At 72.5% G+C, this 21,978-nt stretch carries 17 protein-coding genes; 7 read left to right on the top strand and 10 right to left on the bottom strand.

Features of this window, described 5'->3' with window-relative positions; translation table 11 throughout:
- Positions 1 to 55 precede the first annotated feature (55 nt).
- Positions 56 to 1,594, bottom strand: coding sequence for a carboxyl transferase domain-containing protein (locus JWN97_RS08785; protein WP_363321271.1), 1,539 nt, complete (start codon positions 1,592 to 1,594; stop codon positions 56 to 58).
- A gap of 326 nt (positions 1,595 to 1,920) precedes the next feature.
- Here JWN97_RS08785 and JWN97_RS08780 point away from each other — a divergent pair, with 326 nt between their 5' ends.
- Positions 1,921 to 2,472 carry a TetR/AcrR family transcriptional regulator gene (locus JWN97_RS08780; RefSeq protein ID WP_297621408.1) on the top strand — a complete coding sequence of 184 codons (552 nt, stop codon included), beginning with the start codon at positions 1,921 to 1,923 and terminating at the stop codon, positions 2,470 to 2,472.
- A 34-nt stretch (positions 2,473 to 2,506) separates the two neighbouring features.
- Positions 2,507 to 3,019 carry a ferritin gene (locus JWN97_RS08775; protein WP_297621406.1) on the top strand — a complete coding sequence of 171 codons (513 nt, stop codon included), beginning with the start codon at positions 2,507 to 2,509 and terminating at the stop codon, positions 3,017 to 3,019.
- 21 nt (positions 3,020 to 3,040) lie between these two features.
- On the opposite strand, the gene JWN97_RS08770 is transcribed toward JWN97_RS08775, so the two are convergent.
- Entirely contained in the window at positions 3,041 to 3,745 is a 705-nt protein-coding gene (locus tag JWN97_RS08770) for an SWIM zinc finger family protein (RefSeq protein ID WP_297621405.1), read from the bottom strand.
- Entirely contained in the window at positions 3,742 to 6,429 is a 2,688-nt protein-coding gene (locus JWN97_RS08765) for a DEAD/DEAH box helicase (RefSeq protein ID WP_297621402.1), read from the bottom strand. The genes JWN97_RS08770 and JWN97_RS08765 overlap by 4 nt, the downstream gene beginning before the upstream one ends.
- Before the next feature lie 141 nt (positions 6,430 to 6,570).
- Between JWN97_RS08765 and JWN97_RS08760 the strand changes: the two genes are divergently transcribed.
- The 4 genes from JWN97_RS08760 to JWN97_RS08745 all read left to right on the top strand — a co-directional run bounded on the left by JWN97_RS08760 (position 6,571) and on the right by JWN97_RS08745 (position 11,216).
- Complete coding sequence (locus JWN97_RS08760) at positions 6,571 to 7,752, top strand: dipeptidase (protein WP_297621400.1); 1,182 nt, start codon at positions 6,571 to 6,573, stop codon at positions 7,750 to 7,752.
- A gap of 112 nt (positions 7,753 to 7,864) precedes the next feature.
- Positions 7,865 to 9,439: a DHA2 family efflux MFS transporter permease subunit gene (locus JWN97_RS08755; protein ID WP_363321268.1), complete on the top strand. Its 1,575-nt coding sequence runs from the start codon at positions 7,865 to 7,867 to the stop codon at positions 9,437 to 9,439.
- Between the two features lie 173 nt (positions 9,440 to 9,612).
- Positions 9,613 to 9,981, top strand: coding sequence for a YciI family protein (locus JWN97_RS08750; protein ID WP_297621398.1), 369 nt, complete (start codon positions 9,613 to 9,615; stop codon positions 9,979 to 9,981).
- A complete protein-coding gene (locus tag JWN97_RS08745; protein WP_297621396.1) occupies positions 9,978 to 11,216 on the top strand; it encodes a DUF6596 domain-containing protein in 1,239 nt (412 codons plus the stop codon). The genes JWN97_RS08750 and JWN97_RS08745 overlap by 4 nt, the downstream gene beginning before the upstream one ends.
- A 3-nt stretch (positions 11,217 to 11,219) precedes the next feature.
- Here JWN97_RS08745 and JWN97_RS08740 read toward each other — a convergent pair whose 3' ends face one another.
- The 3 genes from JWN97_RS08740 to JWN97_RS08730 all read right to left on the bottom strand — a co-directional run bounded on the left by JWN97_RS08740 (position 11,220) and on the right by JWN97_RS08730 (position 15,354).
- Positions 11,220 to 13,364, bottom strand: coding sequence for a DEAD/DEAH box helicase (locus JWN97_RS08740; protein ID WP_297621394.1), 2,145 nt, complete (start codon positions 13,362 to 13,364; stop codon positions 11,220 to 11,222).
- Between the two features lie 53 nt (positions 13,365 to 13,417).
- Positions 13,418 to 14,437, bottom strand: coding sequence for an SGNH/GDSL hydrolase family protein (locus tag JWN97_RS08735; RefSeq protein WP_297621392.1), 1,020 nt, complete (start codon positions 14,435 to 14,437; stop codon positions 13,418 to 13,420).
- 110 nt (positions 14,438 to 14,547) lie between these two features.
- Positions 14,548 to 15,354: a 2-phosphosulfolactate phosphatase gene (locus JWN97_RS08730; protein ID WP_297621389.1), complete on the bottom strand. Its 807-nt coding sequence runs from the start codon at positions 15,352 to 15,354 to the stop codon at positions 14,548 to 14,550.
- A 146-nt stretch (positions 15,355 to 15,500) separates the two neighbouring features.
- On the opposite strand from JWN97_RS08730, the gene JWN97_RS08725 reads away from it, so the two are divergent.
- The gene (locus JWN97_RS08725) at positions 15,501 to 16,034 is read left to right on the top strand and encodes a hypothetical protein (RefSeq protein WP_297621387.1); all 534 of its coding nucleotides are present in this window, start codon (positions 15,501 to 15,503) and stop codon (positions 16,032 to 16,034) included.
- A 120-nt stretch (positions 16,035 to 16,154) separates the two neighbouring features.
- Here JWN97_RS08725 and JWN97_RS08720 read toward each other — a convergent pair whose 3' ends face one another.
- The 4 genes from JWN97_RS08720 to JWN97_RS08705 form a co-directional block, all read right to left on the bottom strand.
- Positions 16,155 to 18,098 (bottom strand): M13-type metalloendopeptidase, encoded by a 1,944-nt coding sequence (locus JWN97_RS08720; RefSeq protein ID WP_297621385.1) that lies wholly within the window; start codon positions 18,096 to 18,098, stop codon positions 16,155 to 16,157.
- 88 nt (positions 18,099 to 18,186) lie between these two features.
- Positions 18,187 to 19,164 (bottom strand): NADPH:quinone oxidoreductase family protein, encoded by a 978-nt coding sequence (locus JWN97_RS08715; RefSeq protein ID WP_297621383.1) that lies wholly within the window; start codon positions 19,162 to 19,164, stop codon positions 18,187 to 18,189.
- Between the two features lie 11 nt (positions 19,165 to 19,175).
- Complete coding sequence (locus JWN97_RS08710) at positions 19,176 to 20,390, bottom strand: M15 family metallopeptidase (RefSeq protein ID WP_297621381.1); 1,215 nt, start codon at positions 20,388 to 20,390, stop codon at positions 19,176 to 19,178.
- Positions 20,391 to 20,400: 10 nt separating this feature from the next.
- Positions 20,401 to 21,804: an MFS transporter gene (locus JWN97_RS08705; RefSeq protein ID WP_297621379.1), complete on the bottom strand. Its 1,404-nt coding sequence runs from the start codon at positions 21,802 to 21,804 to the stop codon at positions 20,401 to 20,403.
- Positions 21,805 to 21,978: the final 174 nt, after the last annotated feature.

The raw sequence follows: 21,978 nt of genomic DNA, 5'->3' as shown, positions 1-21,978 counted from the left end.
GCGGCGCCGCTGGGTGAGCAGCGAGCGAAGCGAGCGTGTCGAAAAACAAGGCGCGTCACATGCGGAAGATGCCGTAGCGGGGCTCGGGGATGGGCACGTACGACGTGGCGGCGAGGGCCATGCCCAGCACCCGGCGGGTGTCGGCGGGGTCGATGATCCCGTCGTCCCACAGCCGCGCGCTGGCGTAGTAGGGCGAGCCCTGGGTCTCGTACTGCTCGCGGACCGGCGCCTTGAAGGCCTCCACCGCCTCGTCGTCGGCGAGGTCGGTGCGCACGGTCGCGAGGACCGACGCGGCCTGCTCGCCTCCCATCACCGAGATCCGCGCGTTGGGCCACATCCAGAGGAAGCGCGGGTCGTAGGCACGCCCGCACATGCCGTAGTTGCCGGCGCCGAACGAGCCGCCGATGACGACGGTGAACTTCGGCACGACGCTGCACGCGACCGCGGTGACGAGCTTGGCGCCGTCGCGGGCGATGCCCTTGTTCTCGTACTCCCGGCCGACCATGAAGCCGGTGATGTTCTGCAGGAACACGAGCGGGATCTTGCGCTGGTTGCACAGCTCGATGAAATGGGCGCCCTTGAGGGCCGACTCGCTGAAGAGGATGCCGTTATTGGCGACGATGCCGACCTCGTGGCCGTGGATCCGGGCGAAGCCGCACACCAGCGTGTCGCCGTAGAGCTTCTTGAACTCGTGGAACCTGCTGCCGTCGACCACGCGCCGGATCACCTCGCGCACGTCGTACGGCGTGCGCGTGTCGGTGGGGACGACGTCGTAGAGCGACTCCGGCGGGTCGTGGGGCTCCTCGACGTCGGCCTGCGGCTCGCGGGCGGGCAGCGCCGCGGGCAGCGTGTCGACGATCGAGCGGACGATCGCCAGGGCGTGGGCGTCGTCCTCGGCGAGGTGGTCGACCACGCCCGAGGTGCGGGCGTGCACGTCACCGCCGCCGAGGTCCTCGGCGGTCACGACCTCAACGGTCGCGGCCTTCACCAGTGGCGGGCCGCCGAGGAAGATCGTGCCCTGGCCCCGGACGATGACGGTCTCGTCGGACATCGCCGGGACGTAGGCCCCGCCGGCGGTGCAGGAGCCCATCACGCTGGCGATCTGCGGGATCCCGGCGGCCGAGAGGTTGGCCTGGTTGAAGAAGATCCGGCCGAAGTGCTCGCGGTCGGGGAAGACCTCGTCCTGCATCGGCAAGAAGGCGCCGCCGGAGTCGACGAGGTAGATGCACGGCAGGTGGTTCTCCGCGGCGACGGTCTGCGCGCGCAGGTGCTTCTTGACCGTCATCGGGTAGTAGGTGCCGCCCTTGACCGTCGCGTCGTTGGCCACGATCACGCACTCGCGCCCGGAGACCCGGCCGATCCCGGCGACGACGCCGGCGGAGGGGACGGCGTAGTCGTCGCCCTCGGCGCCGTACATCCCGTGGGCCGCCAGCGGCGCCAGCTCGAGGAACGGGCTCCCCGGGTCGAGGAGCCGGTCGACGCGGTCGCGGGCCAGCAGCTTGCCGCGGTCGGTGTGCTTCTGGCGGGCGCGCTCCGAGCCGCCCTGTCGGACCCGGGCCAGCCGGACGCGGAGGTCGTCGACGAGCTCGCGCATGGTCGGGGGGACCGGCGCGGGATCCGGGGTGGTGCTCACGGGGTCGGACACCGGGTCAGGTTAGCGATCGTTAACCTCCGGCGTCCAGTGGCGGGTGCTGGTACGACTTCCCTCGCGAGGCACGGCGAGGCACACTGATACCTGAGGAAGAGGGACTGCTGATCGTGGGGATCAGTGGGCCGCTGCGGGGGTGCGGCCCACTGGGAGCACCGGTAGGGGAGGCACGCGTGATTCCGCTTGCTGTCTGGGAGACGCCGAAGCGCCTGGTGGCGCTTCCGGCACCTCGAGCGTCCTCCGACGGGTTAACAGGCACTAACCTCAGGCCCGTGACCCCCCGGCGACAGCAGATCCTCGACATCGCGGCCGAGCTCTTCGCCGCGCGCGGGTTCCACGGCGTCTCCGTCGCCGAGCTCGGCTCCGCCTGCGGGATCTCCGGCCCGGCGCTCTACAAGCACTTCGAGTCCAAGGACGCGATGCTCGCCGAGATGCTGGTCTCCATCAGCGAGACCCTGCTCACCGAGGGCCGCAGCCGCGTCGCCACCGCCGACGGTGCCCGTCAGGCGCTCGTGGCGCTGGTCGAGTGGCACATCGAGTTCGCCATCGAACACCGCGCGCTGATCGTCGTCCAGGACCGCGACTGGAGCAGCCTGCCCGACGCCGCGCGCGAGCGGGTCCGTGCCCTGCAGCGCGCCTACGTCGACGTGTGGGCCACGCAGGTACGCCGCTTCCACCCCGAGCTCAGCCCCGAGACCTCCCGCACCCGCGCGCACGTGCTCTTCGGCCTGCTCAACTCCACACCGCACAGCGGCCGGCTGCCCGACCCGCAGATGCACGACGTGCTCCGCGACATGGCGCACGGCGCCCTCGGACTCGCCTGATCCGTCTGCTCCTTCCCCCGCTACGCTCTCGTGCATGAAGCTGAGCGACACCCTCGAAAAGGCCTTCAACGCGCAGATCACCCTCGAGCTGCAGGCCTCCCTGGTCTACCGCCAGCTCGCGATCGAGCTCGAGCTGATGGACCTGCCCGGCATGGCGGCGTGGCTGCGCCACCAGGCCGACGAGGAGATCGTGCACGCCAACAAGTTCATCGACCACGTCGCCGATCGCGACAACCACCCGCGCATCGGGGCGACCGCGGCGCCGAGCGCGCCGGTGGCCTCGGTGCTCGACGCCTTCGAGGCCGCGCTGGCCCACGAGGAGAAGGTGTCGGCCTCGATCCGCGACCTCTACCGCCTCGCCGAGGCCGAGGGCGACCTCGACTCGCGCCCGCTGCTCAACTGGTTCCTCGACGAGCAGATCGAGGAGGAGGCGACGGTCAAGGAGATCGTCGGCCGGGTCAAGATGATCGACGACGACGGCCCCGGCCTGCTCCGCCTCGACGAGGAGCTCGGCGCGCGCCCGGTGGCGACCACCGAGGTCCGCTGACCGGGATCGCCACGGCTCCCGTCACATCGCCTCGAAGGGGCTCTCCTGCTGCAGCAGGCGTGCCGCCCGCACCGCCGCGTCCTCGGCCACGACGAGGTCGTCCACCTCGTCGGGACCCTCACCGGCCTCGTCGCCCTCGGCGTCACGGCGGACCTCGTGCGGGTGGGGCCGGGTGATCGAGTGCAGGTCACGCAGCACGCGGTCGCGCGAGAGCCCGCGCAGGTGCGTGAGCACGAACGGGTCCGCCTGGATCAACCACGCCAGCTGGGTCAGCACCGCCAGCGCATGGGGACAGGGGTCGAGCCAGGCCTCGCACGAGCAGGCCGAGCCCAGCTCCCCGCCGTACGGCAGGAGCTCGACGCCGGCCTCCTCCACCGCCTCGACCAGGGCGTGCGGCAGCTGACCGGCGAGCAGCGCGGCGATCCGGCCCGACTCCGCGGCGACGAGCTCGGTGAAGGCCGCCGCGTCGGAGTCGCCGAGCACCGGGACGGTCACCTCCACGGTGAAGGCGTCGTGGCCCTGGGTCACGGCCGCCACGGCGCTGCCGTCGCCGACGGTGATGGCGCCGACCGCGCCGGCGCGCGCCAGGGATCGCCCGGCGCGGAGGTCGGCGGCACTGAAGGCGGCCTCCTCGACCGCGCGGAGCACGGCCTTGCTCCACCACGTGCCGGACCCGCCGCCGCGCCGCGCGGGCAGGCGAGGGTGGGTCGTGCCGGTCGAGCTCATCTCCTCAGCTCCACGAGGTCGCGCAGCTCCGCGTTGGACAGCTCGGTGAGGGCCGTCTCGCCGCGGGTCAGGACGGAGTCGGCGATGGAGCGCTTGCGCGTGAGCAGCTCGGCGATCTTCTCCTCGATGGTGCCCTGGGTGATCGCGCGGTGCACCTGCACGGGACGGGTCTGTCCGATGCGGTAGGCGCGGTCGGTGGCCTGGTCCTCGACGGCGGGGTTCCACCAGCGGTCGAAGTGGATGACATGGTCGGCGCGGGTGAGGTTGAGCCCGGTGCCGCCCGCCTTGAGGGAGAGCAGGAAGACCGGCAGCTCGCCCGCCTGGAAGCGGGCCACCATCGCGTCGCGCTCGCGGACGGGGGTGCCGCCGTGCAGGAACTGGTGGGGCACGCCGGTCGTGGCCAGGTGGCGCTCGAGCAGCCGGGCCATGGCGACGTACTGGGTGAAGACGAGGACGGCGCCGTCCTCGGCGATCACCGTGCCGACCAGCTCGTCGAGCAGCTCGAGCTTCTCCGAGCGCCCGCGCAGCTTGGGGTTGGGCTGGCGCAGGAAGTGGGCGGGGTGGTTGCAGATCTGCTTGAGGCCGGTGAGCAGCTTCAGCACCAGCCCCCGCCGGGTCTCCTCGTCGGCCTCCTCGATGCGGCGCATCGACTCGCGCACGAGCGACTCGTAGAGCACCACCTGCTCGCGGGTCAGGCCGAGGACGTGGTCGGTCTCGGTCTTGGCGGGCAGCTCGGGCGCGATGCCGGGGTCGGACTTGCGCCGACGCAGGAGGAACGGCCCGATCAGGTCGGCGAACTGCCGCGCCTTGGTCGGCTCGAGCCCGGACTCGATCGGGCCGGCCCACACCTTGCGGAAGGCGTTGCGGCTGCCGAGCAGGCCGGGGATCGCCCAGTCGAGGATCGACCAGAGCTCGGTGAGGTCGTTCTCGACGGGGGTGCCGGTCAGCGCCACGCGGGCGCTGCTCGGGATCGTGCGGAGCGCGCGGGCCGCGGCCGACCTGGAGTTCTTGATGTGCTGCGCCTCGTCGGCCACGACCAGGTCCCACGGCACCTCGGCCAGCAGCGCGGCGTCGTTGCGCATGGTGCCGTAGGTCGTGAGCACGAAGCCGTCGGTGACGCCGTCCAGGTCGCGGGCGCTGCCGTGGTGGCGGCGTACGGCGACGCCGGGGGCGAAGCGGCGGATCTCGGCCTCCCAGTTGCCGAGCAGCGACGCCGGGCAGACCACGAGCGTCGGGGCACCGCCGCGGTGCAGGTGGAGCGCGATGAGGGTGATGGTCTTGCCCAGGCCCATGTCGTCGGCCAGGCAGGCGCCCAGGCCCAGCGAGCTGAGCTCGGCGAGCCAGGTCAGGCCGCGGCGCTGGTAGTCGCGGAGCTCGGCCCGGAGGCCGGGGGGTACGTCGACGGGCTCGCCGGACGCCGCGTCGCGGAGGCGGTCGCGGACCCGCAGCAGGCTCGCGCCGACCACCGCCTCGTAGGGGACCTCCTCGATGTCGACGACCCCGGTGAGGGTGGCCGCGAGGGCCTGGACGGGGGCGATGGTGCGGATCAGCCGCTTGCGGGCCCGCTTGATCACGCCCGAGTCGACGGCGACCCAGTTGTCGCGCAGCCTGATGATCGGGCTGGTGGCGCGGGCGAGCTCGTCCATCTCGTCGTCGGAGAGCTCCTCGCCGTGCAGGGAGAGCTGCCACTCGAAGCCGAAGAGCGCCTGCGGCCCGAACAGCCCGTCCTGCAGCGGCTCGTCGCGGGTGCCGGCGGCCGACTGCCGGCCCAGCTCGACGCGCTGGGTCACCTCGCGGTCGAGGTAAGTGGGCCACATGACGGGGTGACCGACCTCGGTCAGCGCGGCGGCGCCGACGTCGAGGAGGGAGAGGATCTCGTCGGTGTCGAGCGTGATCTCGTCGGGGATCCGCAGGTCGAGCAGCCGCTCCAGCACCGGCCACGCGTCGGCCGCGGAGCGCAGCGCGATGGCCGCGTGGGTGCGGGCGCGCTCACCGAAGCCGTGCCCGGCGTCGGGCCCGGTCTCGGCCCAGAGCTCGGAGGCGTCGGCCATGTGGGCGGCGTTGTCGACGGCGTGGACCTGCGTCACGAGCCGCACCGCGCCGGCGACGAGCTCCTCCTCGTCGGCCTCGATCCGGAACGAGATCGACACCAGGTGCGGGCGGTCGTCGCGACCGCGGGAGCGGATGTGCGCGATGCGCCGCTGCAGCTGGTCGCTGAAGTCGTCGGGACTGGTCGCCGCCGGGCGAGCCACCGGGGCCAGCGCGCCGCGACGCGACCGGCCGGGCGTCGTGCGCGGCATCGTGTCGACGACGGCGTCGAGGAGTCCGCGGACCATGCCCTCCGCGGTGGCCTCGTCGAAGCCCGCACCGGCGCGCGAGCGCGCGAGGTCGCCGATGCGGCGCTCGTCGGCGGCGTCCAGTCCGGCGGCCTGCCAGTGCCGGCCCTCCGGGTCGGGGGCGAACCGGCCGGAGGCGACCAGCTGGAGCCCCATCAGCGCGGCGCCCGCGAGCAGCGCGACGGAGGGGTGGATGTCGTCCCGGTCGCGGACCTTGCCCAGCACCGGCAGCGCGCCACGGATCGGCATCACGATCGTGCGCCGCTCGTCGGTGAACTCGATCGAGCCCTCCCGGGGCGGCTCCCCCACCAGCAGCCTGGCGGGACCGGTGACCGGGACAAAGCTCATGCGACCTCCAGCAGGACCTTGGTTTCGACACGCTCGCTGCGCTCGCTGCTCAACCAGCGGTCCCACGTCTCGACAGCGACCGTAACGCCTGGCACCGACACAACGTTCCCCACCGACCCCGACCGGCTAGCGTCGACGCCCATGGGATCCCGCACGGACATCGCCGACCTGCTCGCCGCGCACCCGGTCGTCGACGGCCACAACGACCTGCTGTGGACCGCACGCGTCGCGACGGCGTACGACTTCACGCGCCTCGACGTCGGCGCGGGGGGCACGCCCACCCACACCGACCTGCCCCGGATGCGAGCCGGCGGGATGGGCGCGCAGTTCTGGTCGGTCTACGTCCCGTGCCGCCTGACCGGCGACGACGCGGTCAGCGCGACGCTGGAGCAGGTGGACGCCGCCCGCCACCTCACGCGGACGTACGCCGACCAGCTCGCGTGGGCCACGACCGCGGACGAGGTCGAGGCCGCGTGGGCCTCCGGCCGGATGGCCTCGCTGATGGGCGCGGAGGGCGGGCACTCCATCAACAGCTCGCTGGGCACCCTGCGCCAGCTGCACGCGCTGGGCGTGCAGTACCTGACGCTCACCCACAACGCCAACACCCCCTGGGCAGACTCGGCGACCGACCGACCGGCGGCCGGGGGGCTGACCGCCTTCGGCCGCGAGGTGGTCCGCGAGATGAACCGGATCGGGATGATGGTCGACCTCTCGCACGTCTCGGCCGACACCATGCGGGCCGCGCTCGAGGTCGCCGAGGCGCCGGTGGTCTTCAGCCACAGCTCGGCGCGTGCGGTCACCGACAGCCCGCGCAACGTCCCCGACGACGTGCTCGAGCAGATGGCCCGCGGCAACGGCGTGTGCATGGTGACGTTCGTGCCGAAGTTCGTGAACGCCGCCTGCGCCGACTGGCACCGCGAGATGGTCGCCGCGGCGGCGGCCGACGGCATCCCCGAGGCCGACGGCCTGCGGTTCGGCGCCTTCGAGGAGAAGTGGGTCGTCGACCACCCCCAGCCCCCGGCGACCCTGGCCGACGTGGTGGCGCACTGCGAGCACGTGCGCGAGGTGGCGGGGATCGAGCACATCGGGCTCGGCGGCGACTACGACGGCGTCGAGGTGCTGCCGGCCGGCCTCGAGGACGTCTCCACCTACCCCGCGCTGCTCGCGGCCCTCAGCGACCGCGGCTGGTCGGCCGACGACCTGTCCCGGCTCACCTGCCGCAACGTCCTGCGGGTGATGCGGGAGGTCCGGGCGGTGGCGACCGACCTGCAGCAGGTGCGCGGCCCGAGCCTGGCGCGGATCGAGGACCTCGACGGCGCCTGACCCGGGGGCAGTCTGACACGCGATTGTCACGCGCGGTCGTCGCGACCGACGTGATCCAGCCCACCCCGAAAAGGATTGGGTCGTTGTCGTGTGCAACCAATACCGTGGTCGGGTGACCGACACCCAGATCCAGCCCGGCGACACCCATCCGGACCACTCCGACAAGCTCGACAAGGGCGTCCTGATGGTGGCCGGCGTCGTCGTCCTCGGCGCCATCATGTCGATCCTCGACATCACCGTCGTCTCCGTCGCGCTGGAGACCTTCCAGCGCGAGTTCAACGCCACCGCCGCCGAGGTCGCGTGGACGATGACCGGCTACACCCTCGCGCTCGCCAGCGTCATCCCGCTCACCGGCTGGGCCGCGGACCGCTTCGGCACCAAGCGCCTCTACCTCCTCGCCGTGCTGCTCTTCACGGCCGGCTCGGTGCTCTGCGCGACGGCCACCTCGCTCGAGCTGCTCGTCCTCTACCGGGTCCTCCAGGGCCTCGGCGGCGGCATGCTGATGCCGCTCGGCATGACGATCCTGACCCGCGCCGCCGGTCCCGAGCGCGTCGGACGCGTGATGGCCGTGCTCGGCATCCCGATGCTGCTCGGCCCGATCTTCGGCCCCATCCTCGGCGGCGCGCTCATCGACAGCGCCTCGTGGCACTGGATCTTCCTGATCAACCTGCCCATCGGCATCGCGGCCCTCGTCTACGCCTGGATCGTGCTGCCGAAGGACTCGGTCGAGCCGTCGGAGACCTTCGACTGGCTGGGCATGGTGCTGCTGTCCCCGGGTCTGGCCGCGTTCCTCTACGGCGTCAGCTCGATCCCCGAGCACGGCACCGCCACGGCCACCGAGGTGTGGCTGCCCGCGACGCTCGGCCTGGTCCTGATCGCCGCCTTCGTCCCGTGGGCGCTGGCACGTCGCAACCTCCACCCGCTGGTGGAGCTGCGCCTGTTCAAGAACAAGGACATGACGGTCGCGGTGCTGGCGATGATGCTGTTCGCGATCGCCTTCTTCGGCGCCTCGCTGCTCTTCCCGCTCTACTTCATCCAGGTCCGCGGCGAGGACGCCCTCGGCGCCGGACTGCTGCTCGCCCCGCAGGGCATCGGCGCGATGATCACCATGCCGATCGCCGGCGTCCTGGCCGACAAGATCGGCCCCGGCAAGATCGTCCTCGTCGGCGTCACGGTCATCACCGTGGGCATGGCGATGTTCACCCAGATCGGGGCGGACACGTCGTACGCCTACATGCTCGGCGCGCTGTTCGTGATGGGCCTCGGCATGGGCGGCACCATGATGCCGATCATGACGGCCGCGCTCGCGACGCTGACCGCGCACAACGTGGCCCGCGGCTCGACCCTGCTCAACATCACCCAGCAGGTCGCCGCCTCCATCGGCACCGCGCTCTTCTCGGTGATCCTCACCAACCAGATCAAGGGCAGCGACACGGCCGGTGCCTACCTGGCGTCGCGCTCCGCCGAGGGTGACCCCGGAGTGCTGGCCGCGATCGCCGAGAAGTTCGGGATGTCCGCCGACCAGTTCGCCGGCTTCGCGGCGTCCGGTCAGGCGCCGCTCGCCGACGCGTTCGCGACGGTCTTCATCGTCGCGACGATCCTCGTCGCCTGCTGCCTGATCCCCGCCGCCTTCCTGCCGCGCAGGAAGGTCGCCCCGGTCGACCCGGCGGCGATGATGGGTCACTGACCGCACAGCACGTCCCGGCGACCGGGCGGTTCCCCTCGGGGAGCCGCCCGGTCGCTGCACGTGCGGAGCATGATGGGAAGGAGATCGTCGCGAGCTGTCGATTTCCGGTGGCGAGCGGCGACGAGGTGATGAGGGGCCCCGACCGGCGGGGCCGCAGCACGAGAGGCACCGCCATGAAGTACGTCCTGATGTACACCTCCCGCCCCGACCTGGCCGCAGGCGTCGACCCCGAGACCGCCCAGGCCGCCTACAAGCGGGTCTACGAGTGGTTCGGTGAGAACGCCGGCGTCATGGCCGACTCGGGCGCCGAGCTGCTCGGCGTCGAGACCGCGACCACGGTCCGGCACTCCCCCGAGGGCCCCGTCGTGGTCGACGGGCCCTTCAACGAGGCCAAGGAGGTCGTCGGCGGGTTCAGCGTCATCGACGTGCCCGACATGGACGCCGCCATCGCCGTCGTCCGGACCTGGCCGATGCTCGACCTGGCCGGGGTCGCCGTCGAGATCCGGCCCATGGTCGAGGACTACTCCCACATGGAGGGGTGACGCACCGGCGGCCGACCACCACGGACGACCTCCTCGCGCGCACCCTGCGCGAGGAGGCCGGCCCGCTGGTGGCCCGGCTCTCGCGCCGGTTCGGGGACTTCGACCTGGCCGAGGAGGCCGTGCAGGGGGCGGTGGTCGAGGCACTCACGTCGTGGCGTCGCGACGGTCCGCCGCAGCGACCCGGAGCCTGGCTCCAGGTCGCCGCGGCCCGCAACGCGATGGACGGCGTACGGCACCGCGACCGCCAGCGCGCCCTCGCCGCCCGGGCCGACCCACGGGTCGCCGGGTCCGAGGACCCGACGAACGGCACCGACGACCGGCTGGCGCTGCTCTTCGCGTGCTGCCACCCGGCCCTCGCACCCGACGTGCGACTGGCCCTCACGCTGCGCGCGGTCGTCGGCCTCACCACGCCCCAGATCGCCCGGGCCTTCCTCGTGCACGAGACCACGCTGGCCCAGCGCATCGTCCGCGCCAAGCGCAAGATCGTCTCGACCCGCATCGCACTGACCGTGCCTCCCCCGACCGAGCTGTCGGCGCGCCTGGGGGACGTGCTGGCCGTCGTCTACGTCATGTTCAACGAGGGGTTCGTCTCCTCCACCGGGGCCACCCAGGACCGTGACCCCGCGGCCGACGCGGTGTGGCTCGCCGGCGTGGTCGCCACCGCGCTGCCCGGCGAGGCCGAGGCGTGGGGCCTGGCCGCCCTCCTCACCATCCAGCACGCCCGGAGCCGCGCGCGGTTCGCCGACGGCGACCTCGTCCTGCTGCGCGACCAGGACCGGGCGCTCTGGGACGCGGCGGCCATCGCGGACGGCGAGCGGCTGATCGAGCGGGCCGCAGCCCTGCGCCGGCCGGGCCCCTACCAGCTCCAGGCGGCGATCGCGGCCGTGCACGCCACCGGGTCGAGCTGGGCGGAGACGGACTGGCTCCAGATCTCCCTGCTCTACGACGAGCTGGCCCACCACGACCCGTCGCCCGTCGTCCGGCTCAACCAGGCGGTCGCCCACGCCCAGGTGGCCGGGCCGGCGGACGCCCTCGCGCGCCTGGAGTCGCTGGCGGGCCCGCTCGCGGGCTACCACCCGTTCCATGCCACTCGTGCCCACCTGCTGACCGCGCTGGGCCGCGACGCCGAGGCGGCGGAGGCCAACACCAGGGCCCTCGCGCTGACGACCAACGACGCGGAGCGTCGGCTGCTGACGACCCGGCTCCACCGCCGCCCGATGGACGACGGCTCCTGACGCTCAGCCCTGGGTGGCCAGCACCAGCGGCAGCACCGCGGCCGCGCCGGCCGCACGGATCGCGGTCGCGGCGACCGTGAGCGTCCATCCGGACGCCACCTGGTCGTCGACCAGCAGGACCGTCGCGCCGGCGGGGACCTCGGCGTCCAGCCCGCCCCGGCGGCGTACGGCGGCGACGCGCTGCGCCGAGTTGGACTGACCGGCCCGCGGCGGCACCGAGCCGTCGCGGATCGCCCAGGTGCCGACCACCGGGATCTGCATGACCCGGGAGAGGCCGTCGGCGAGGTCGCGACCGAGCGTGGGCCGCGTCGCCGACTCGACCACGACGATGACGTCGGGGCGCGACGTCCACTCCGGGGCCCAGTCCTTCATCACGTCCATCACGGCCTGCGCCAGCGCCGGGGGGACCGGGCCGTCGGGGGTGTCCTCGCGGAAGAGGGCGCGCAGCGCCTGGCCGTGACCGAGGTCGGTGAGCCGGGCGACCGCCCGCCCGGGCTCGGCGCCGTCGGCGATCTTGCCCTTGAGGTCGAGGCCGAGGTTGGCGAGCGCGGTGGGCCACATCCGGCGCGGCTCGAGCGTCACGCCGGGGCGCGAGAGGCGCTCGCCGGCCTCCGCCACCGCGGCCTCGCTGAGGGAGGTGGAGAGGGTGAGTCCGCCGCAGTTGTCGCACCGGCCGCAGTCGGTCGCGTCGGGGTCGTCGAGCTGCTCGCGGAGGTAGCGCATCCGGCACTGGTCGGTCGTGAGGTAGCCGAGCATCGCCTGCTGCTCGCGCTCGCGGGCCTCCGCGACCCGGGCGTAGCGCTCGGCGTCGTAGTCCCACGGCCGGCCGGTGGCGACCCAGCCGCCCTGCACCCGCTGGACGGCGCCGTCGACGTCGAGCACCTTGAGCATCGACTCGAGCCGGTTGCGGCCGAGCTCGACGCGGGTCTCCAGCGTCGCGGTGGAGAGCGGGCGCTCGGAGTCGGCCAGCGCGGCCAGCGTCTCGCGCACCTGCTCCTCGCGCGGGAAGCCGAGGGAGGCGAAGTAGGCCCAGATGTCGCGGTCCTCGATCTGCGGCAGCAGCACGACGGTGGCGTCGTCGGTGCCGCGGCCCGCGCGGCCGACCTGCTGGTAGTAGGCCACCGGCGACTGGGGCGCCCCGAGGTTGATCACGAAGCCGAGGCTGGCGTCGAAGCCCATGCCCAGCGCGCTGGTCGCGATGAGCGCCTTCACCCGGCCCTCGACCAGCGCCTGCTCGAGCCCGTGCCGCTCGTCGGCCTCGGTCTGGCCGGAGTAGGCCGCGACCTCCAGCCCGCGGGCGCGGAGGTAGCCCGCGACCTCCTGGGTGGCGGCCACGGTGAGGCAGTAGACGATGCCCGACCCCGGCTGCTCGGCGAGGTGGTCGGCCAGCCAGGCCAGCCGCTGCTCGGGCATCTTGAGCTGCACGACCCCGAGCCGCAGCGACTCCCGGTCGAGGGTGCCGCGCTGCACGAGGACCGCGTCGGAGGAGCCGTCGGCGTGCACGCCGAGCTGCTCGGCGACGTCGTTGGTCACGCGCGCGTTGGCGGTCGCCGTGGTGGCCAGCACCGGGATGCCGGACGGCAGCTCGGCGAGCAGCGTGCGCAGGCGGCGGTAGTCGGGGCGGAAGTCGTGGCCCCAGTCGGAGATGCAGTGGGCCTCGTCGACCACGAGCAGCCCGCACGTCGCGGCCAGTCGGGGCAGCACCTCGTCACGGAAGCCGGGGTTGTTGAGCCGCTCCGGGCTGACGAGCAGCACGTCAACCTCGCCCGAGGCGATCTGGTCGTGGATGGGCTGCCACTGGTCGATGTTGGTCGAGTTGATCGTCACCGCCCGGATGCCGGCGCGCTCCGCCGCGGCGATCTGGTTGCGCATCAGCGCCAGCAGCGGGCTCACGATGACCGTCGGGCCGGCACCGGCCTCGCGCAGCAGCTTGGTCGCCACGAAGTAGACGGCCGACTTGCCCCATCCGGTGCGCTGCACGACGAGGGCGCGGCGGCGGTCGACCGCGAGCGCCTCGATGGCAGCCCACTGGTCCTCCCGCAGCACGGCGTCGTCGCGGCCGACCAGCGCCTTCAGGTGGCGCTCGGCGGCCGCGCGGGCGGACTGGCGTACGTCGTCGGTGACGGCGGGCTGGGCGGAGGTGCTCATGCGCACTGTCTACCAACAGGGACCGACGCCGTGCGTGGCACGGGGCCCGGAGGTCAGCGGCGCTGGCTGTCGGCGATGAAGCGGTCGAGGTCGATGCCGGCCTTGCGCGCGGCCCGGCGGACCTCGGTCGTCGTCAGGTCGGGGGCGAGCACGACCTCCGGCTCGATGGAGCGGTCGGCGTCGGCGTACTGGCTCTGGAGGGCGGCCTGCTCGGCACCGCTGGCGGACGCGTCGGCCGCGACCTGCGCGGTCACCGCGACGGCGGCGCCGGTGAGCAGTGGGCTCACGGTCGGCGTGTAGCCACCCGCGTGGCCGGCGGCCTTGGGGTGGTAGCTCTCGCTGATGGGGTTGGAGAGCCCGTTGATCCACTCCGGGTTGTCGCACACCGCGTGGCCGATGAACGCGTTCGTCGGGTTGGCGAAGGAGAACCCCGCCGCCGAGGCGGCCGCGGCGGTCCTGGTGTTGATCAGGTCGGCCATCTGGTTCAGGCGCGCCTCCTCGGCCGGGGAGAACCAGGTGAGGGCGTTGCAGTCCTCGCCCATGAAGATCCGCGGGTAGCCGACCACCACGACCTTGGCGTACGGCGACCGCGCGCGGATGGAGGAATAGAGGGTCGTGAGCTGGGCAGGGAGCGTGCTGTTGACGAACGCCTGGGCGGTGTCGATCCTGCCGTTGCAGTTGCTCGCCCAGCCGGGCAGGGCGCACTCGGTCAGCACGCTGGCGAAGCCGGCGTCGTTGCCGCCGACGGAGATCGTGACGTAGGTGGTGGCCGAGGTGAGCGCGGAGAGCTGGGTGTTGGTGACGTCGGGGATCGTGGCGCCGGAGCACGCGCGGAAGTTGAGGGCGTAGCCGCGGGCCGCCGCGATCAGGCTCGGGTAGGCCTGCGCGGAGCGCTGGCAGCTGGTGCCGTCGCTGATGTAGGAGCGGGTGCCGGTGCCGGAGGCGTAGGAGTCGCCGAGGGCGACATAGGCCGGCGCCGCAGCCTGGGCGGGCTGGAGCAGCAGGGGGCTGAGCAGGCCGACGAGGGCCGAGCCGAGCACCGCGACGAGGCGGGATGAAGGCGTGCGAGTCATGCGTGGGTCCTCCGAGATCGACGGCCACCCGAGTGTGGCCGCCATCACACTAGGGAGTCACCGCCGTCGCCACCAGACCGAACGGTCAGGGCTGCCGGACCGATCGCCCGTCAGGACCGCACGCGGCGCAGCCGGGGACCGGGCGGCGGCAGGGCCGCGGCGTCGCGGAAGGACTCGCCCACGAGGACCGGCACGACCTCGCTGACGTCGTGCTGGGCGGCGATCTCCACGTCGGCGATGAAGCCGGCCTCGGCCAGCTCGATCCCGCTCGCCGCGTTGAGCAGGTCGGCGGGCATGGCGGTCGCCCGCCAGGCGGCCACGGCCATCCGGGCCTCGGGGCTCGCGGCGGCCGGGGACTCCAGCTCACCGACCAGCGCCGCCAGGACCGCACCCGCACCCCACAGGTCCTCCACGGCCGGGCGGAGCGTGTCGTCGTACCACCGCTCCCCCGCGGGTACGACAACCACGCTGGCGCCGTCGGCCACCCGGGGCGCCAACCACCGGGCCACCGCGCCGGCGTTGCGCAGGCACGCCCCGACCACCTCGGCCCCGGAGTCGGCGAGCGCGAAGGCGATGGTCGAGCCGTTGGGCGAGGGCAGCACCAGGCGCTCGATCCCCTCCACCTCCGACAGGCTCGCCGGCGAGAGCGAGACGTGCCGCGCATCCCCGCGCGAGAGCGCCTCGAAGCGCCCGATCGCCAGCGTCGCGCCGTGGCGCAGGGCGTGCTCGGCGGCGCGGGAGTCCTTCCAGCGGAAGGGGAAGACCTCGATGCCGCGCTCGAGGGCAACGCTCAGGGTCGTGGTGAAGGAGAGCACGTCGACCACGACCGCGTAGTCCGCCGGCACCTCGGCGGCACCCGTCGGCCCCCACTCCATACGGAGCCGGTGGGTGGACTGGTCATGGCCGGGCAGCGTCACGGGACCATTCAACAGCCGCGGATCGTGATCCCGGAAACGTCTGCGTGGTGGGAGCCGGCGGTTGCGTCATTTCTCCGCGCGCGAGTGTCGGGACCACCTACTCTCTGGTAACCCAGAAATCCACAGAACATCCACGAGGAGTCATCGTGAAGGGAACCCCCCGGACGGCCGTCGCCGTCCTCGTCGCCGTCCTGGCACTGATCCTCTCGGCGGGCGCCGGAGCCACCGCGTCGATCCTCATCACCGGCAAGCAGATCAAGGACGGGACCGTCACCACCGCGGACGTGAAGAACCGTTCCCTCAAGGCCAGGGACTTCTCCGCCGGTGCGAAGAGCACGCTCCGCGGCCCGGCCGGATCCGCGGGCGATCGGGGTGCCACGGGAGCGACCGGCCCTGCAGGACCTGCAGGACCTGCAGGACCTGCCGGGCTGAGCGGCTTCGAGGTGGTCAGGTCCTCCATCCCCCTCACCGGTCTGCTGAGCGGGGTCACGAGTGCCGCGTGCCCCGCGGGCAAGCAGGCCATCGCGGCCACCGGGGGGGCCAGCAACCCCCTCCTCGGTGTGCTCACCCAGGTCACGCGCCTGAGTGACACCGCCTTCAAGGCGACGGCGCTCAGCGCGCTGCCCATCGGGGCCAACAGCCTCGACCTCGACGTGGTCTGCGCCACCGTCGCGCGCTGACCCCTCCGACACTGGAGCGCGGGGGCGCCGGGTCCGTCCCCGCGCTCCACTGACGCAGGCGGTCCCTCAGCCGTGGTCGCTGCTCGACCACCATCGATCAGGTCCGCTCCGCGTCCCTGATCACCAGATCCGGACGCGACCCTCCGGCTCGAGCCACAGGCCGTCGCCCGGCTGGGTCTCGAAGACCTCGTGGAACTCGTCGAGGTTGCGCACGATGTTGGCGCGGAACTCGGCCGGGCTATGCGGGTCGATGGTGAGGTACTGGAGCTCCTGCTCCTTGCGGCGCTTGGTGCGCCAGACGTGCGCCCAGTTGAGGAACAGGGTCCGCCGCTCCTCGAGCGTCGCCTGGTCGTCGCGGCTGATGACGTACGCCTTGTGCGCGATCGTCAGGCCGCCGAGGTCGCCGATGTTCTCGCCGACGGTCAGGCTGCCGTTGACGTGCTCACCGGGCAGGGTGCGCGGCTCGAACTCGTCGTACTGCGCGATCAGGGCCTGCGACTTGGCCTCGAAGGCGGCCTTGTCGGCCGCGGTCCACCAGTCGTGCAGGTTGCCGTCGCCGTCGTACTGCGCGCCCTGGTCGTCGAAGCCGTGGCCCAGCTCGTGGCCGATGACCGCGCCGATGCCGCCGTAGTTCTCCGCCTCCTCGGCGTCGGGGCTGAAGAAGGGCGGCTGGAGGATGGCGGCCGGGAAGCAGATCTCGTTGGTGCCCGGGTGGTAGTAGGCGTTGACGGTCTGCGGGAGCATCAGCCACTCGTCGCGGTCGACGGGCTGGCCGACCTTCTCGAGCTGCCGGTCGGTCTCGAAGGCCGACGCCGCGTTGACGTTGGCCATCAGGTCATCGGCGGAGATGGTGAGCGCGGAGTAGTCGCGGAACTCCGTCGGGTAGCCGATCTTGGGGTAGAAGCGGTCGAGCTTGTCGTACGCCTTCTGCTTGGTGTCCTCCCCCATCCAGTCGAGCGTCTCGATCGAGCGGCGGTAGGCCGTGACGAGGTTGGCGACCAGCTCGTCCATCATCTGCTTCGACGTGGGCGGGAAGTGGCGCGAGACGTAGACCTTGCCGACGGCCTCGCCGATCGCGCCCTCGACGAAGTCGACGCCGCGCTTCCAGCGGGCCCGCAGCTCCGGGGTCCCGTTGAGGGTGCGGCCGTAGAAGTCGAAGTTGGCCTGGACGAACTCGTCGGGCAGGTAGGGCGCGGAGCTGCGGATGATCCGCACGTGCAGGATGTCGCGCCACGCCTCGATCGGCGTCTCCTCGAGCACCGCCGAGAGGTGGGAGAAGAAGTCGGGCTGCATCACGATCGTGGTGCGCAGGGTCTCCTCGGTGCCGCCGAGGGCGGTGACGTAGGTGATCCAGTCGAAGGCCGGGCAGAGCTCCTGCAGCTCCTCGAGCCTCTTGTGGTTGGTGGTCTTCTGCACGTCGCGCGTCTCGGCGGCCTCCCAGTGGCCCTCGGCCAGCCGGGTCTCGTACGCCAGCACGGTCGCGGCCGCGCCCGTCGGGTCGTCGTGCCCGCTCAGGGTCAGCAGCTTCGTGAGGTAGGCGACGTACTTCTCGCGGATCTCGGCGAACTTCTCGTCGCGGTAGTAGGACTCGTCGGGCAGGCCGAGCCCGCCCTGGGCGAGGTAGACGATGTTCTTCGAGGCGTCGCCGCGGTCGGGCGTGATGTAGGAGCCGAACAGCCCGGGGCCGCCGATGCGCTCGAACATGCCGAGGAACGCCGCGAGCTCGGTGAGATCGCTGATCCCGTGCGCCTGGTCGAGCAGGCCCTGCACCGGTCGCAGGCCCAGGGACTCGATCGTGTCGGTGTCCATGAAGGAGGCGTAGAGGTCGCCCACCTTGCGCTCGTCCTCGTCGAGCTCGTCGGCGGGACGGTCGGCGAGGTCGGTGATGATGTCGCGCACCTGCTGCTCGGCGGCGTCGGCCAGCGCGATGAACGCGCCCCAGCTCGACTTGTCGGAGGGGATCTCGGTCTCCTCCAGCCAACGGCCGTTGACGTGGCCGAACAGGTCGTCCTGCGGTCGGATGTCGGGGTTCATGCCGTCGCGGGCGGCGTCGAGGATCGTCACCCGCCGACCCTAACCCGGCAGGCCAGACAGACCACCGCGCACTGGTCCAGACCACGTGCTGGCACGACTGGAAATGCGCCGCCGGCGGTCAGCGCACCCGCACGACCGACTTGCCGAGGGTGCGGCGCTCGTCCATGTCGACGAGCGCCCGCCCGAAGTCGGCCATGTCGTAGGTCGCGCCGATCGGCGGCCTGATGACGCCCGACTCGATCATCGGGGCGAGGCGGTGCCACTGCTTCTGCATGTAGCCCGGGCGGGTCATCGCATAGGCGCCCCAGCCGACGCCGCGGACGTCGGTGTTGCCCAGCAGCAGCCGGTTGACCTTGACCTCGGGGATGCCCTGGCCGGCGGCGAAGCCGACCACGAGGATCCGGCCCTGCTCGGCCAGGCAGCGCAGCGAGTCGGTGAAGGCGTCGCCCCCCACCACGTCGAGCACCACGTCGACCCCGCGGCCCTGGGTGAGCTCCTTGACCGCACCCTTGAAGTCCGGGCCGATGACGACCTCGTCGGCACCGGCGGCCCGTGCGAACGCGGCCTTCTCCTCGGTGCTGACGACGGCGATGGTGCGCGCCCCGAGGCCCTTGGCCACCTGCAGGGTCGCCGTGCCGACGCCACCGGCGGCGCCGTGCACGAGGACCGTCTCGCGGTCGCGCAGGCCGCCGCGCTCCTCGAGCGCGAAGAGGGCGGTGAGGTAGTTCATCGGCAGCGCGGCGCCCTCGTCGTACGACATCTCGTCGGGCAGCGCGAAGGTGAAGATCGCCGGGTTGGCGACGACCTCGGCGGCGCCGCCGTGGAGGTTGACGCCCGCGACCCGCTGGCCGACGGTGAAGCCGCTCGAGTCACCGGCACCGGGGTCGAGGACCACGCCGGCGAAGTCGACGCCGAGCGTGAAGGGCGGCTCGGGCTTGAACTGGTACTCCCCGCGGCTCAGCAGGAGGTCGGGGAAGGCGACGCCCACGCTGTGCACCTCGACCAGAACGTCGTGGGCGGCCGGGGTGGGTGGGTCCACCTCGCGCACCTCGATGTCGGTGGGACCCGTGAGCGCGACGACCTGGACTGCCTTCATGGGACCGGAGGCTAGCCGACGGCCTTGACCTCGCTGAGCTCGAAGTGCATCGGGTCGGTGTAGCGCCAGTCCCCGCCCCAGGCGAAGCCCCAGGTCTTGAAGATCGCCACCACGTCGCGGTCCATCTGGCCGACCGTGCCGCGGCCGTTGCCGGGGACGTTGAGGTCGAGCGCGAGGCCGAAGGAGTGGTTGGACAGCGTGGTCGTGTTGGCGATGAAGCGCGGGTAGTAGCACCCGGCGTACTCCCCCGGGTGGATCGCGTCGGACAGGCCGCGCTGCTGCACCTCGAGCAGGGCGGCGCGCAGCTGCGGGAAGAGGTCCTTGTGGCAGGTGACGCTGCCGAGGATCGGCACCACCTCGGTGCGGATGTTGGCCGCGACCCACGAGGACTCCGGGGCGATCCGTCCACCGCCGATGACGCGGTAGCGGTAGGTGCCGACGACGCTGCCCAGCGTGTCACCGGTGGGGATCGCGGTGAGCTTGGCGTCGGGGTCGAGCCCGATCCGCGAGGCCACGTCGAGCATCTGGACCGACGCGTCCTTGCCGACCAGCTTCTCCAGCGGCTTGCGGATCGTGGCGGGGGTGATGTCGTCGGTGGAGATCAGCAGGCCGTTGTCGGTGGCCATCTCGATGTCGCCGGCCCATGCGGTGTTGACGACCATGTCGATGGTGGGGATCTGGGGGGTGTAGGCCCCCACGTGCAGGGTCGGTGCCTGCTCGTCGCTCCCGAGCCGGATCATCCCGTCCTGGTCGGCGAGCCGCTTGGCCACCTCCTGGTCGATCGCCATCTCGCCGCCGGCCACCCGGTCCCAGGCCTCCTGGAAGTCGGCCACGTCGGCCTGCGTGAAGTGCCGGTAGTCGCCGGGGTCGACCGACGCGACCGTCAGCACGCGGTTCTCCAGGCTGACCTGGCCCAGGCCGATGCGCTCGGTGTGCGCGACGCCCTCGAGCTTCTCGATCCGCTTCACCAGCGCGTCGTCGAGGGGCTTGTCCCACTGCACGAGGATGTCGGCGCTCCACAGCCGTCCGTCGCGCTTGCCCGGCGGGTCCACGGCGTGCGCGGGGTCGGCGACCGGCACGGCCGGCGTGCTCGAGGGGTCGGCGCTCGAGGGCTCGGAGGCGGGCGTGGGGTCCGGCTCGACGGGGGTGCCCGAGTCGCTGCACGCGCCGAGCAGCAGGGTCAGCGCAGCCGCGACCGCCACCCCCGCTCCCCGTCGTACGCGCATGTGAGAGACCTTAGGCAGGAGTTGTGCGGATCCGGCCGGGAATCGCGATCCACGAGACCAGTCCCCCGACCACGAGCAGGAGCGCGCAGGCGAGCATCGCGGAGCCGTACGCCGTGTCGAAGCGGGCCGGGTCGCGGTAGTCGTCGCCCGCGAGGCCGACGGCCATGGGCAGGGCGGCGACCGCGAGCAGGGAGCCGGCGCGGGCGACGGCGTTGTTGATGCCGCTGGCGATGCCGGTGTCCTCGTCGGGCGCCGCGGCGAGCACGGTCGCGGTCAGCGGCGCCACCATCAGCGCGAGCCCGAGCCCGAAGACCGTGATCCCGGGCAGTACGTCGGTCCAGTAGACGACGTCCGCGTCGACACGTAGGAGCAGCACGGTGCCGGCGGCCATCACCACCGGCCCGAGCGTCATCGGGACACGCGGGCCGATCCGCGCGGCCAGCTCGCCGCCCTTGGCCGCGAGGAACAGCATGCAGACCGTGACCGGCACCGTGGCCAGCCCGGCCGCCAGCGCGCCGTACCCGCCGACGGTCTGCAGCTGGAGGGTCAGGAAGAACATGATCGCGCCGAGTGCCGCGTAGACCAGGAGGGTCATCGCGTTGGCGGCGCTGAACGTGCGGTCGCGGAAGATCCCGAGGCGCAGCATCGGCTCGGGGGTGCGGTGCTCGACGAGGAGGAACGCGGCGCCGGTGAGCAGCGCGACCACGGCCGCCCACGGCGCGAGCCGGCCGCCCCACTCGATCAGCGCGTACGTCGTACCGCCCAGCGCCGCGACCACGAGCAGGGCGCCGGGGACGTCGAAGTGCCTGGAGGCGTGGGGATCGCGGGTCTCCGGCACCCAGCGGTGCGCGATCACGACCGTGACCACGGCCAGCGGCAGGTTGACCAGAAAGATCCAGCGCCAGCTGGCGTAGTCGATCAGCACCCCGCCGATGAACGGGCCGATCGCGGCCGCGATCCCGCCGAGCCCGGACCAGGCGCCGATCGCCTTGGGCCGGTCCTCGCTGACGAACGCGCCCTGGATCATGGCCAGGCTGCCCGGGGTGAGCAGCGCGCCGCCGACGCCCTGGAGCACGCGCGCCGCGATCAGCACCTCCGGGTTGGGTGCGAGGCCGCACAGCAGCGAGGCCAGCGCGAACCACCAGGTGCCGAGCACGAAGACCCGACGCCGCCCGAAACGGTCGCCCAGCGAGCCGCCGAGCAGGATCAGGCTGGCCAGCGACAGCAGGTAGCCGTTGGTCACCCACTGGAGCTGGGCCAGGCTCGCGTCGAGGTCCTCGCCGATGGTCTTCAGCGCGACGTTGACGACCGTCCCGTCCAGCAGGGTCATCCCCGAGCCGAGCACGGCGGCCGCGACGACGGCCCGGCCCGTCGTCGTTCCAAGCCGAACGCTGGCCGGTGCCGAAGTACTCACACGATGAACCCTAGGATCCTCCCCGTGACCACGGTGGCCGCGACCGAGCGGCGGCTCGTCGAGCACGTCGACCGGCTCGCCGCGGACCACCCGCCCATCGACCTCGCGAGCGTCGACTTCTCCGTGCGCCGTCCGGACCTGCTGGGCGCGCGCTACGGCCACGTCCTGGACTAC

The organism is Nocardioides sp. (assembly GCF_025965415.1).
Lineage (GTDB): Bacteria > Actinomycetota > Actinomycetes > Propionibacteriales > Nocardioidaceae > Nocardioides.
The sequence above is the reverse complement of the archived record's forward strand: the minus strand, read 5'-3'. Positions and strand labels throughout refer to the sequence as shown.